Genomic DNA, 13,690 nt, shown 5'->3' with positions numbered 1-13,690 from the left:
CCCGGCCCTATCATCAGAGCGTCCTCATTTTTCGGAGCGCCTGTCGTGTCTATCAATACCCTGTTGTGCAGCTTGCTCGCCGCGTATGCCTGTGGGGCCAGCGGAACCTGCGAAACGCCCAAGCGCGAAGTTTAGCCCTTGGAGCGCAGCGCGCCTGCCTTTACTCTGTGGCCCTGATCGACCCAGGAGTAATGCATGTCTTTAGCATCCGTTTGTGTGTTCTGCGGCGCCAGCACTGGCACCCACCCCGCTTACCGTGAAGCAGCCGTGGCGCTTGGCCAGGCGTTGGCCGAACGCAAGTTGACCCTGGTCTACGGTGGTGGAGCGGTGGGCCTGATGGGCGTCGTCGCCGATGCGGCACTGGCGGCAGGTGGCGAAGTGATCGGCATCATTCCGCAGAGCCTAAAGGACAAGGAAATCGGCCACAGTGGCCTGACCCGCTTGGAAGTGGTCGACGGCATGCATGCGCGCAAGGCGCGGATGGCTGAACTCAGCGATGCTTTCATCGCTTTGCCCGGCGGCCTGGGCACCCTGGAAGAGTTGTTCGAAGTGTGGACCTGGGGCCAGCTGGGTTACCACGGCAAACCGATGGGCTTGCTTGAAGTGAACGGCTTCTACAGCAAACTCACTGGTTTTCTCGATCATATCGTCGGCGAAGGCTTCGTTCGCGCGGCACACCGTGACATGCTGCAGGTGAGCGAATCGCCACAGACGCTGCTCGACGCCCTGGATCGCTGGCAACCGACCGTTGCGCCAAAATGGGTCGAGCAAAAACCCGACTAACGACTCGACACCGATACAGGGCAGAATACGCGCCGCTCAAACCTCACCTTCGACCCCAGAGGATCGCCCATGGCCAAACCCAATTACTCCTTCGCCAAACGTCAGAGAGACCTGGCCAAGGAACAGAAGAAAGAGGAAAAGCTTCAGCGCAAGAAAGCAATGGCTGAAGAAGACGCAGCGGCACTGAACCCGGATGCAGAAGGTGAAGTGGCGGCAGAAAGTGATGTAGAGGCACCGAAAGATCAGGCGCCCGACGCCTGAGCCCCTCCGGGCCGGATGATTTGATCGGGCCCACGGATCTGTGACCGGGGTTGGCGGCGATGCTGCCGGCCCTCACTGTCCATTCCGAAATACTGCATATTCCTTTGTGGGAGCGGGCTTGCTCGCGAAGACGGCGGCACATCCAGTATTTATGTAACTGAAGGATCGCTTTCGCGAGCAAGCCCGCTCCCACATTGTGATCGTCGTTACTCCAACGGCATCACTGTGACCCGAACTTCGGGATCATGATTGCCGCCCCCCAGAATGACTCCACGTAACGGCGACACATCGGAAAAGTCCCGGCCCCAGGCCAGGGTGATGTGTTCCAGCGCCGGTTGCACATTGTTGGTCGGATCGAAGTCCACCCAGCCCGACACCGGACAAAACACTGACACCCAGGCATGGGACGCATCGGCGCCGATCAATCGCGGCTGACCGGGCGGCGGCTGGGTCAACAGGTAGCCGCTGACATAGCGCGCAGCCAACCCACGAGAGCGTACGCATGCGAGCATCAGGTGGGCGAAATCCTGGCAAACCCCGCGCCGTCGCTCCAGCACTTCCACCAGGGGGGTCGCGACCTGCGTCGCTTCGGCATCGAAAGTGAACTCACTGAAGATTTTCTCCATCAAGGCCTGGACCCCGAGCAACAGCGGCCGCCCCGCCGGAAAACAGCTCTCGGAAAATTCAACGAAGTTGCGCTTCAGATGCACATAAGGTGATTCGAACCGGTATCGGCAGGCTTCAAGCAACTGCGGCGAAAGCGCCTGGCTGCTGTAGGTCAGCACGTTGCGGGTATCTTCCCACGCTGGGGATCGATTGAAATCGACCCGGGACCGGGGCAGTACCTCAATCGTCAGGCTAGCATTGACCAGCAGTTCATCATGGGGGCGCTCGAACGCCAACCGGGTCAACGGGTTTCCGAACACATCCAGCTCATCGCGGCGTGAAGTCGGGTCCGGACTGATCTGCAATTGCTGGTCGCTGCATCGCTGCCATTCACAAGGCCTGGGCCACAAATGCGCCAGTTGCTGGGCCAAGGACACCGGACTGTCGTAGTGATAATGGGTATCGTGGAAAATCTGGTAATGAGCGCTCATCAGACGGACACCGTGCGCTGGCTGACATCATCGACGTGGGCGAAGTGACGCAAGGCCAGGCGATCCGATACCTGCCCGCTCGCATCGGCAATCTCTTGCAGCAGATCAGCCAGCCCTTCGACGGCAGCACGCACGCTGGCGGCGCCAAACAACGGGTTTTCCAGGCAGCCCAGATCGAAACGCGCCAGACGCTCCACCAACTGTGGCAGGCCCGCTTCGCGAGGTACGCCAAAGTCGTCGCACAGGCGCTTGAGCGTGCGGGTCACCAGCTTCAACTGGAACAGCACCGCGTGCGGGTTCTGCTCATCAAGCAATAACAGGTCGAGTACCGGGATCAATTGCGCCACCGCCAGGTACCGCGACCGATAGGTAATGCTGCTGTTGCCCAGCTCCAGCAACCACTCCAGCCCTGCCTGATCAAAAGCCCCGGCGCCACGCAGGAACGCTGCCAGGCTAGCGCTTAGAAATTGCAGGCGCTCGATCCGCCGACCGATCATCAGGAATCGCCAGCCTTCGTCCCGGGTCATGTCGTCCAGGGCAAAACCGGACAGCGCCGCCAAGGACATCACCAGCCGGTTGAGGAAGTCGAGTAACTCGCCGAAGTCCGGTTCTTCGGTCTCGAGTTCCATCGCTTCGCGTTGCAACTCCACCAACGCCTGCCAATTCTCCCGCGAGAGCTTGCCACGCACTTGCGAGGCCGCCCATTGCAAACGTTGCAGGTTGGAACGCAGGCTGAACGGCCAGTCATCGCCGAGTATCGCCGCCAGCAACCGCTCCGGCAGCTCACCTTCGTCAGGCAACAACATCAATCGTTCGCCAAGATCGACCGCAGCCTCCAGGGCCTGCGGGTCATCGCCGTCGACATAACGTGCCAGCATGATTCGCAGCAATCGGGCGCTGTCATCGCAGCGTTCGCAGTAACGGCCGAACCAGAACAGGTTTTCCACCACCCGCGATGGCAGGTAAGGATCACGGCGCACCAGGTCATGCACGCCGATATTGCGCTGGGCTTTCCACTGTTCGCCGTTCGGTGGACGTTCGCCCAGCACCCAGGTGTCCTTGCTCGCCCCGCCGCGCTGCATCGATACCACCTCGGCATCCGCCTGCGCGGCCACTCGGGTCAAGCCACCCGGCAGCACCCGATAGCCGTCGCGACTGGCCACCGCATACACACGCATGCCGATGGCCCGGGGTTGCAGTTGACCGTCCTCGGCTTGCCATATCGGCGCTTGGGACAATTGCGCGAGTTCTTGCGCAACATAAGCATAGGGCCGCGCCTGCATGCGCTCGGCCAGGACCTGACGCTGCTTTTCACTCAAATCGCGGCCAAATACCGGTGCAAAGCTTTGGGACGGAAACGCCGGTTTAATCAGCAATTCCGGTAGTTTTTCCAGGGCCTGGGCCAGCACCGGCGCCTCACCGCACCACCAGGTGGCTATGGACGGCAGGATCAATTCTTCGCCAAACAGGTACTGGTTGATCTTCGGCAGGAAACCCAGCAAGCCTGGCGACTCCAGCACGCCACTGCCGAGTGCGTTGGCCACCAGCACCCGCCCCTGGCGCACGGCTTCGAGCAGGCCCGGAACGCCCAGGGCCGAGTCGGTGCGCAACTCCAGCGGGTCGCAGAAGTCGTCGTCGAGCCGACGCATGATCGCGTGGACCCGGCGCAAGCCACTCAGGGTCTTCAGGTAGACCGTGGCATCGCGCACCGTGAGGTCGCCACCTTCCACCAACGGATAGCCGAGCTGACGAGCCAGGTACAGGTGTTCGAAATAGCTTTCGTTGAACCGCCCCGGCGTCAGCAGGACCACCAGCGGTGCGTCATCGTCGCTTGGCGCCTGACGCGCCAGTGTTTCCTGGAGGGTGCGGAAGAACCCCGCCAGGTGCTGCACCTTCAAATCACGGTACAACTCGGGAAAGGCCCGGGACACGATGGTGCGGTTTTCCAGGGCGTAGCCAGCCCCGGACGGCGCTTGCGTGCGATCGGCGGTTACCCACCAGCGGCCATCGGGCGTGCGCGCCAGATCAACGGCGAACAGATGCAAAAAAGCACCGTCAGGCGGCTTGATGCCCTGGCAGGGCCAGAGGAAATTGTTGTGGCCAAATACCAGTTCGGCCGGCAGCAGACCTTCGGCGATCAAGCGTTGAGGGCCATAGAGATCGGCCAGTACTGCATTGAGCAAGCGCGCACGCTGGGCGATACCGGCCGACAACTGCTCCCACTCATCGGCGGCAATCACATGGGGCAACAAGTCCAGCTCCCATGGCCGATCGGCGCCCTTGGGATCGGCGTAGACGTTATAGGTGACGCCGTTTTCCTGGATTTGTCGGGTCAGCAACGCCTGACGCTGCACCAACTGCGCGGGTGTGCTGCGCTGCAATTGGTCGAACAGTCGACGCCAGTGCGGCCGAATGGCACCGCTGTCGTCGAGCAGTTCGTGATAGGTGCCCGCCGTCAGCGGGTAGCGGTCTAGCAAGTCAGGCATGGAAAGCTCGGCAGACAGCAGTGATCGGTCAGACTAACGCACGCTCATGACACCCGGATAGACGAAAAATCCGGGCGTCGTGTACGAATTAGAAACGTCGTAAATCGAGCGTCATCGGCAGCTCGTCGTTAATTTCCATCTTCGGTATCGGAAGTTTCCCCGGCGTGTGTCCGATACGGAAGAACCGCGCCATTCGCCGGCTCTCGGCTTCATTGGCGTTCACGGGCAATGCCTCGTAGTTGCGCCCGCCAGGATGGGCAACGTGATACTGGCAACCGCCCAGCGAACGCCCCATCCAGGTGTCGAGCAGGTCAAACACCAGCGGCGCATGGACCGGGATGGTCGGTTGCAGGCAGTTGGCCGGTTGCCAGGCACGGAAGCGCACACCGGCGACGAATTCGCCGACCCGCCCAGTGGGCTGCAACGGCACAGGTATACCGTTGCAGGTCAGCAGGTAGCGTTGCGGCGGCAATCCACTGAGCTTGACCTGCAGGCGCTCCAGGGACGAGTCGACGTAACGCACCGTACCGCCGACCGCGCCCTCCTCGCCCAACACATGCCACGGCTCAAGTGCCTGGCGCAGTTCCAGGGCGATGCCATTGACAGCGTAGTCTCCGACCTTGGGAAAACGGAACTGCAGGTGCGCCGCGAACCACTCTGCCCGCACTGGATAACCGGCGACATTGAGATCGGCAATAACGTCAGCAAAATCCTGCTCGATAAAATGCGGCAACAGGAACCGGTCGTGCAGCTCGGTGCCCCAGCGCGCCAGCTTCGGCGGTGCATAAGGCTCACGCCAGAACCGTGCTACCAACGCCCGCAGCAAGAGCTGCTGGGCCAGACTCATGCGTGCATGGGGTGGCATTTCAAAGGCGCGCAGCTCCAGCAAGCCCAGGCGACCGGTCGCGCCATCCGGTGAATAGAGCTTGTCGATGCAGAACTCGGCGCGATGGGTGTTGCCGGTCACGTCGATCAACAGGTTACGCAGCAGTCGATCCACCAGCCAGGGCGCGCACTCCTCGCCCGGCCCGGGCATCTGGGCGAAGGCGATTTCCAGTTCATACAAGGCGTCGTTGCGCGCTTCGTCGACCCGCGGGGCCTGGGACGTCGGGCCGATAAACAAGCCGGAAAACAGGTAGGACAAGGACGGATGATTATGCCAGTAGCTGATCAGGCTGCGCAGCAGATCCGGACGCCGCAGAAACGGTGAATCCGCCGGTGTCGCGCCTCCCAGTACGAAGTGGTTGCCCCCACCGGTGCCGGTGTGTCGGCCGTCGATCAGGAATTTTTCGGTGGTGAGTCGGGTCTGGCGCGCTTCTTCGTAAAGAAACTCGGTGCGTTCGACCAACTCGTCCCACGTCGCGGATGGCTGCACGTTGACTTCGATCACGCCGGGATCGGGGGTGATGCGAAAGTTGCCCAGGCGCGGATCGCCCGGCGGTTCGTATCCCTCCAGCAATACCGGGCAATCGAGCTCCCGGGCCGTGGCTTCGATGGCTGTCACTAACTCCAGATAGTCTTCGACCCGCTCCAGCGGCGGCATGAACAGGTACAACCGGCCGTCCCGCGCTTCGGCGCAGAAGGCGGTGCGGGTCAGCCAATCGGCGGACTCATCGACCTTGGGGGCCCGATCTTCAATCAGCGCCGCCGCACCTTGGCGCTGTATTTGCTCCGTGCCAGGCAGCGCCGGGAAATCCTGGTTGGGATCATTTGGATGAATGAACGGATACTCTGCCGCCTTCACCCACGGCTGCGAACCCAGCGGCAGACGATAGCCCAATGGCGAGTCTCCCGGCACCAGGCGGCAATGTTCGTCACGCAGATACCAGCGGCCGCTTTGCCACTGATCACCCTTGGCGGTGCGCGCTAACGGCAGGACTTGGCCAATCACCTTGTCGAGGCCCTGACTGAAGACTTTGCGCAAACGCGCACGCTCCAGCGGCTCTTCGAGTCGTGAGTCTTCGGCGCTGACATTTTGCGGCAAAGCCCCTTCGCGCCAGAGGTAATAGAAATTGTCTTCGTAGGCTGGAAACACAAAGCGCGTAGGAATGTTCAAGCGCTCGGCGACACTCGCCAGAAAACGCCCGGCCAACTCGCCATCGGCGCCATAATCTTGTTGCTCGTCGGCAATTAGCGCGCTGTCGTGCCAGATCGGCACGCCGTCGCGGCGCCAATAGCAATTGAGCGACCAGCGCGGCAGTTGTTCACCGGGATACCATTTGCCCTGGCCATAATGCACCAGGCCTTGCGGGGCATAACGGTTTCGCATGCGCTGGAACAGTTCGGCGGACAGTCGACGCTTGTTCGGTCCCAGCGCTGCGGTGTTCCACTCGGCACCGTCCGGGTCGTCGATGGACACAAAGGTCGGCTCACCGCCCATGGTCAGGCGCACGTCGCCTTCGAGCAGGTCGGCATCGATCTGCCGGCCCAGGGCCTGGATCGCCAGCCACTGCTCTTCGGTGTAGGGCTTTGTGACCCGCGGGGCTTCCCAGATCCGCTCCACCGACATTTCATGGCTGAATTCGCACTCGCACGGCTCCACCAAGCCGCTGATCGGTGCCGCAGAGGAGGGATCGGGACTACAGGCCAACGGAATATGCCCTTCACCGGCAAACAGCCCTGAGGTTGCATCCAGGCCGATCCAGCCAGCACCGGGCAGGTACACCTCGCACCAGGCGTGCAGGTCGGTGAAGTCCACTTCCGTCCCGGAAGGACCGTCGAGGCTTTTCAGGTCGGCGGTCAATTGGATCAGGTAACCCGACACGAAACGTGCGGCCAGCCCCAGGTGACGCAGCAGTTGCACCAGCAGCCACGCTGAATCGCGACAGGAACCGGAGGCCTGCTCCAGGGTGTGCTCGGGCGTTTGCACTCCCGGTTCCATGCGGATCAGGTAGTTGATGTCTTCGCTAAGACGCTGGTTGAGCGCGACGAGGAAATCCACAGCGGGCAATGGCGTGCGGTCGATGCCGTCCAGATAAGCCTTGAACTTTGGCGTCAGGGGCAAGGTTTCCAGGTATGGCGCCAGCTCCTTGCGCTCGTCGGTGGCGTAAGTGAAGGGAATCTTTTCGGCGTAGGGCTCGAGGAAAAAGTCGAACGGATTGAACACCGCCATTTCCGCCAACAGATCGACCTCGATCCGCAATTCGTTGGTTTTTTCCGGAAACACCAGCCGTGCCAGGTAATTACCCTGGGGGTCCTGCTGCCAATTGATGAAATGCTGCTCGGGCGAAATTTTCAGCGCATAGGACAGTATCCGCGTGCGGCTGTGGGCGGCGGGACGCAGGCGAACGATCTGCGGTCCCAATTCGACAGCGCGGTCATAGCGGTAATGTGTGACGTGGTGCAATGCGACATGAATCGACACGGCGTGCCTCCTGCGAGCCCTAAGCGTATTGGAAAGCGCGCAAGACTTATGCCATCCAGCAGTGCTGGCGCTTTCTCCCGTTGCAGGAGGCAGTACAGCACCAAAATCGGGCGATGAAGGAAATTGGCTGGAGAGGATTGCACGGATTTGTGGCGAAAGGGCGGCAATCGTTCCCACGCTCCGCGTGGGAATGCAGCCCGTGACGCTCAGCGTCACTGGACGCGGAGCGTCCCTTGAGGCATTCCCACGCGGAGCGTGGGAACGATCAGGTTGGCGTTCTGTTCAGCTCAAGCGAGGTTTAGCGCGGCACGACCGGCTTGCGCGCAGGCTTGGGCCCTTTGCCCTTGGCTGCTTCCTTGCGCTCCTTGGCCGCCTGCTGGTTGCGAGCGAATGCCGCCGCCTTGGCCTGCTCACGCTTGTCCCACGGGTTGCCGCCATCGCTGGCGCGTGGAGGCAGGCCGGTGTGCTGGGTCAGGATCTTGGTGGTCTTTTCCCCTGCAACCTTGTGGCTGCCCGCCGGCGTCGAGTTCTTGCGACGGGCACTCTGATAGCTGTCGGTGGACGGCTGGTGCAGCGGGATCAACTGGTTCTTGCCCGGCCCGATCAGGTCCGCGCGGCCCATGCGGGTCAACGCCTCACGCAGCATCGGCCAGCCTTTCGGATCGTGATAACGCAGGAACGCCTTGTGCAGGCGACGCTGCTCCTCGCTCTTGACGATGGTGACCGCGTCACTCTTGTAGGTGACCTTGCGCAGCGGGTTCTTGCCCGAGTGGTACATCGCGGTGGCAGTGGCCATCGGCGACGGGTAGAACGCCTGCACCTGGTCGGCACGGAAACCGTTGCCCTTGAGCCACAGGGCCAGGTTCATCATGTCTTCGTCGGTGGTGCCCGGGTGGGCGGCGATGAAGTACGGAATCAGGTACTGCTCTTTCCCGGCTTCCTTGGAATACTTCTCGAACATGCGCTTGAACTTGTCATAGCTGCCGATGCCCGGTTTCATCATCTGGTTGAGCGGACCTTCCTCGGTATGTTCCGGGGCGATCTTCAGGTAGCCACCAACGTGGTGGGTCACCAGCTCTTTAACGTATTCCGGGGACTCGACAGCGAGGTCGTAGCGCAGGCCGGAGGCGATCAGGATCTTCTTCACACCCGGCAATTCACGGGCGCTGCGGTACAACTGGATCAGCGCCGAGTGGTCGGTGTTCAGGTTCGGGCAGATGCCCGGGAACACGCAAGACGGCTTGCGGCACGCGGATTCGATTTCCGGGGTCTTGCAGGCGATGCGGTACATATTCGCCGTCGGACCACCCAGGTCGGAGATCACGCCGGTAAAACCGGGAACCTTGTCACGAATTTCCTCGATCTCACGTATAATCGATTCGTGGGAGCGGTTCTGGATGATCCGGCCTTCGTGCTCGGTGATCGAGCAGAAAGTGCAGCCGCCGAAGCAGCCACGCATGATATTCACCGAGAAACGGATCATGTCGTAGGCCGGGATCTTCTCCTTGCCATACGCTGGGTGCGGAACGCGTGCGTAAGGCATGCCGAAGACGTAGTCCATCTCTTCGGTGGTCATCGGAATCGGTGGCGGGTTGAACCAGACATCGACTTCGCCGTGCTTCTGCACCAGGGCACGGGCATTGCCCGGGTTGGTTTCCAGGTGCAACACGCGGTTGGCGTGGGCGTAGAGCACAGCGTCATTGCGGACCTTTTCCACCGACGGAAGACGAATCACAGTCTTGTCGCGGGTCATCTTCGGGCTGGCCAGGATCTGCACGACCTTGGCTTCCTGTGGATCCTCAACCGGACCTTTTTCCTGCTCGATGGCGCAGGCCTGGGTGTCCTGGGTGTTCACGTACGGGTTGATGATCTTGTCGATCTTGCCCGGACGGTCGATACGCGTAGAGTCGACTTCGTACCAGTCTTTCGGTGTATCGCGACGGATGAACGCGGTGCCGCGCACATCGGTGATGTCTTCGATCTTGTGACCGTAGGACAGACGCTGCGCAACTTCGACGATCGCACGTTCGGCGTTGCCGTAGAGCAGGATGTCGGCGCAGGCGTCGATCAGGATCGAGTTACGCACCCGGTCCTGCCAGTAATCGTAGTGGGCGATGCGGCGCAGGGACGCTTCAATGCCACCCAGCACGATCGGCACGTGCTTGTAGGCTTCCTTGCAGCGCTGGCTGTAGACCAGGCTCGCGCGATCCGGACGTTTGCCCGCCAGGCCACCCGGGGTGTAGGCGTCGTCGGAACGGATTTTCTTGTCGGCGGTGTAGCGATTGATCATCGAGTCCATGTTGCCGGCCGCGACACCGAAGAACAGGTTCGGCTCGCCGAGCTTCATGAAGTCGTCCTTGGACTGCCAGTTCGGTTGGGCAATGATCCCGACGCGGAAGCCCTGGGACTCCAGCAGCCGGCCGATGATCGCCATGCCGAACGACGGGTGATCGACGTAGGCATCACCGGTGACGATGATGATGTCGCAGGAATCCCAGCCGAGCTGATCCATCTCCTCCCTGCTCATTGGCAGGAATGGCGCTGGTCCGAAACATTCGGCCCAGTACTTTGGATAGTCAAATAACGGTTTGGCTGCTTGCATGTCGATAACCGGTGTTGGCTTTCATTGAATTTCGCGGGCGCGGAATATAGCACAAATTTTGACCAATTCCGACGACTGTGGTCGGAAATTGCGCCACCCCCATTCGCGAGCAGGCTCGCTCCCACAGAGATCACACTGAACCTGTGGGAGCGAGCCTGCTCGCGAAGAGGCCATGGCAGACGCTATAACTTATTCGTCGTCGTCGAAGTTGTAGCTACCGGGCGCCAGGTTCTCGAACCGCGTGTATTTGCCGATAAAGGCCAGGCGAATAAAGCCGATCGGCCCGTTCCGCTGCTTACCGATGATGATCTCGGCAATGCCTTTGTGCTCGGTCTCCGGGTGATACACCTCGTCGCGGTACACGAACATAATCACGTCGGCGTCCTGCTCGATCGCTCCGGATTCACGCAAGTCGGAGTTCACCGGGCGCTTGTTCGGGCGTTGTTCCAGGGAACGGTTCAGCTGGGACAGCGCAACGACCGGGCAGTTGAATTCCTTGGCCAGGGCTTTCAGGGACCGGGAGATCTCGGAAATCTCGTTGGTCCGGTTGTCACCGCTGGAGCCCGGGATCTGCATGAGTTGCAGGTAGTCGATCATGATCAAGCCGACTTCGCCATGCTCACGCACCAGGCGGCGGGTTCGTGCACGCATTTCCGAGGGGCTGATGCCGGCGGTATCGTCGATGAACAGCTTGCGATCGTTGAGCAGGTTGACCGCCGAGGTCAGGCGTGGCCAATCGTCATCTTCCAACTGGCCGGAACGTACCTTGGTCTGGTCGATTCGGCCGAGGGACGACAGCATACGCATGATCAGCGATTCGCCTGGCATCTCCAGCGAGTAAACCAGAACCGCTTTCTCGCTGCGCAATACGGCATTTTCCACCAGGTTCATGGCAAAGGTGGTCTTACCCATGGACGGACGGCCGGCGACGATGATCAAGTCCGCCGGCTGCAGGCCGCTGGTCTTCTCGTCGAGGTCGGTGTAGCCGGTGGAGAGGCCAGTGATGGCGTTGTCAGTGTTGAACAGGGTGTCGATGCGATCGATGGCCTTGGTCAGCAGGTCATTCACACCCACCGGGCCACCGGTTTTCGGCCGGGCCTCGGCGATCTGGAAGATCTGCCGCTCGGCTTCATCGAGAATCTCGGCGGCGGTACGGCCTTCCGGGTTGAAGGCACTGTCGGCGATCTCGGTGCTGATACCGATCAACTGACGCAGGGTGGCCCGCTCACGAACGATTTGCGCGTAGGCCTTGATGTTGGCGACCGAAGGCGTGTTTTTCGCCAGTTCGCCCAGGTAACCCAGGCCACCGACTTGCGAGGTCTGACCTTCCTTGTCCAACTGCTCGGACAGGGTCACGACGTCGATCGGCATGTTCTGATCGGCCAGCTTGGCGATCGCACGGAAAATCAGGCGGTGGTCATGTCGATAGAAATCGCCGTCGGAGACTTGATCAAGCACGCGCTCCCAGGCGTTGTTGTCCAGCATCAGACCACCGAGTACAGCCTGTTCGGCTTCGATGGAATGGGGCGGCACCTTCAGCGCGGCGGTTTGCAGATCGTATTGCTCGGGAGCAGAGATTTCGTTCATGGCCACTTGGTTGTTTGAGGAAAAGCAGGGATTGAAAACGGGCGTTACCAGAAAGACAAAGGGCACGACCTGTGAACAGGATCGTGCCCGATGTTACCGGCAAGCACCCGAGGGTGCCAGCCGACAAGTGCTGCTTAAGCTGCTACCACGACAACGCGTACAGTGGCTTCAACTTCGGCGTGCAGGTGCACGGCTACGTCGAATTCACCTACGTTACGGATAGTGCCGTTCGGCAGACGAACTTCGCTTTTCGCTACTTCAACGCCGGAGGCGGTCAGTGCGTCAGCGATGTCGTGAGTACCGATCGAACCGAACAGCTTGCCTTCGTCGCCAGCGGTGGCAGTGATGGTCACTTCCAGCTCGGCCAGTTGGGCAGCGCGGCTTTCAGCCGACGATTTACGATCTGCTGCGGCTTTTTCCAGCTCAGCACGACGCTCTTCGAACGCAGCCAGGTTGGCTGGGGTCGCAGCGGTAGCTTTGCCGTAAGGCAGCAGGTAGTTACGACCGTAACCAGCCTTAACGTTCACTTTGTCACCCAGGTTGCCCAGGTTGGTGACTTTTTCCAGAAGGATCAGTTGCATGTGAAAATCCTCTTAACTTTTAACCTTCACCGTTCGCGTCATCGGCGTCTTTCGGCGCGAGACGACCGCGAAAATCAATCAGGCTGTCGACGATGGCCAAGACCACCAGCAACGGATAGATCAGCTGCATGAACAGCAACAGCGTGACGTACAACCCCACCAGCCAGAATTTGGCCAGTCGCTTTTGCGCCACCAACCCGTGAATCAGGGCCAGCCCGGCGAAAACCAGCGGTACGCTGCACAGCGGTACCAGCATGGACATCTGGACACCAAGGTTCGGTGTCACAACCATGCCCGCCAGCAGCAACATCGCGGGACCCAGCGGGATTCGGACGGCGCGAAACTCGCGACCAAAACCACCGGGGTTGTACAACAACGCCTGCCAGTAGCGCCCGACAATCAGGCTCAGCACACTGACGATTTGCAACAAGGCCGCAATCAGGCCGGTCAGGATCGGTGTAATCAGGGACGCGAAACGCGCTTGCTCGTCTACCGACATTTGCTGGTAGACCTCACCGAGTAGCGACGGCATGACTTTTATCAAAGCCTGCGCCAGCATCTCGATCTGGGGACCAAAAACCGCCCCCAGCACCACTGAAAACACCACTCCCATTGCTATGCTGACCAGCAGCACGCGGTTCCAGGACTCGCTTGCGCGCAAAACCAACGCAAGGCTCGCAGACCCCAGCAGCACCAGAAGTGCCCGTGGGTCGTCGGAGTAAAGCCACCAGATCAACGCTGGCAGCAGTCCCAGAGCAAGAACGCCCAGGGCGTCCTTCAATCCGCGCCGCAGGAGCACAAGGCATCCGGCGGCAGCACCCAACCAATACAACAACGGCAATGCCGCGCATCCAGCCACTACGAGAGTGGCCTGCATACGGCCCCGCATGATGAACTCAGCTAAGGCACGCATACATTCAATCCTTTGC

At 60.8% G+C, this 13,690-nt stretch carries 9 protein-coding genes; 2 read left to right on the top strand and 7 right to left on the bottom strand.

Features of this window, described 5'->3' with window-relative positions; translation table 11 throughout:
* Positions 1-195: 195 nt before the first annotated feature.
* Both HGP31_RS02990 and HGP31_RS02985 read left to right on the top strand, forming a co-directional pair.
* Complete coding sequence (locus HGP31_RS02990; RefSeq protein ID WP_168757137.1) at positions 196-783, top strand: LOG family protein; 588 nt, start codon at positions 196-198, stop codon at positions 781-783.
* Between the two features lie 69 nt (positions 784-852).
* Positions 853-1,044 carry a hypothetical protein gene (locus tag HGP31_RS02985; protein ID WP_020797694.1) on the top strand — a complete coding sequence of 64 codons (192 nt, stop codon included), beginning with the start codon at positions 853-855 and terminating at the stop codon, positions 1,042-1,044.
* A gap of 206 nt (positions 1,045-1,250) precedes the next feature.
* On the opposite strand, the gene HGP31_RS02980 is transcribed toward HGP31_RS02985, so the two are convergent.
* The 7 genes from HGP31_RS02980 to HGP31_RS02950 all read right to left on the bottom strand — a co-directional run bounded on the left by HGP31_RS02980 (position 1,251) and on the right by HGP31_RS02950 (position 13,674).
* Positions 1,251-2,141, bottom strand: a complete 891-nt coding sequence (locus HGP31_RS02980) for a transglutaminase family protein (protein ID WP_020797695.1) — start codon at positions 2,139-2,141, stop codon at positions 1,251-1,253.
* Positions 2,141-4,627, bottom strand: coding sequence for a circularly permuted type 2 ATP-grasp protein (locus HGP31_RS02975; RefSeq protein WP_033045255.1), 2,487 nt, complete (start codon positions 4,625-4,627; stop codon positions 2,141-2,143). Before HGP31_RS02975 ends, HGP31_RS02980 begins: the two co-directional genes overlap by 1 nt.
* An 88-nt stretch (positions 4,628-4,715) precedes the next feature.
* A complete protein-coding gene (locus HGP31_RS02970; RefSeq protein ID WP_020797697.1) occupies positions 4,716-7,991 on the bottom strand; it encodes a transglutaminase family protein in 3,276 nt (1,091 codons plus the stop codon).
* 298 nt (positions 7,992-8,289) lie between these two features.
* Positions 8,290-10,593, bottom strand: coding sequence for a YgiQ family radical SAM protein (locus tag HGP31_RS02965; RefSeq protein ID WP_020797698.1), 2,304 nt, complete (start codon positions 10,591-10,593; stop codon positions 8,290-8,292).
* 189 nt (positions 10,594-10,782) lie between these two features.
* Positions 10,783-12,180 carry a replicative DNA helicase gene (gene dnaB / locus HGP31_RS02960; protein ID WP_008058980.1) on the bottom strand — a complete coding sequence of 466 codons (1,398 nt, stop codon included), beginning with the start codon at positions 12,178-12,180 and terminating at the stop codon, positions 10,783-10,785.
* A gap of 134 nt (positions 12,181-12,314) precedes the next feature.
* A complete protein-coding gene (rplI, locus tag HGP31_RS02955) occupies positions 12,315-12,761 on the bottom strand; it encodes a 50S ribosomal protein L9 (RefSeq protein ID WP_008058981.1) in 447 nt (148 codons plus the stop codon).
* Positions 12,762-12,780: 19 nt separating this feature from the next.
* Positions 12,781-13,674, bottom strand: coding sequence for a YybS family protein (locus HGP31_RS02950; RefSeq protein ID WP_020797699.1), 894 nt, complete (start codon positions 13,672-13,674; stop codon positions 12,781-12,783).
* Positions 13,675-13,690 lie beyond the last annotated feature (16 nt).

The sequence above is a fragment of the Pseudomonas umsongensis genome (assembly GCF_012647205.1).
In the GTDB taxonomy this organism is placed as follows: Bacteria; Pseudomonadota; Gammaproteobacteria; order Pseudomonadales; family Pseudomonadaceae; genus Aquipseudomonas; species Aquipseudomonas umsongensis.
This window is presented reverse-complemented; position numbering and strand designations above follow the sequence as displayed.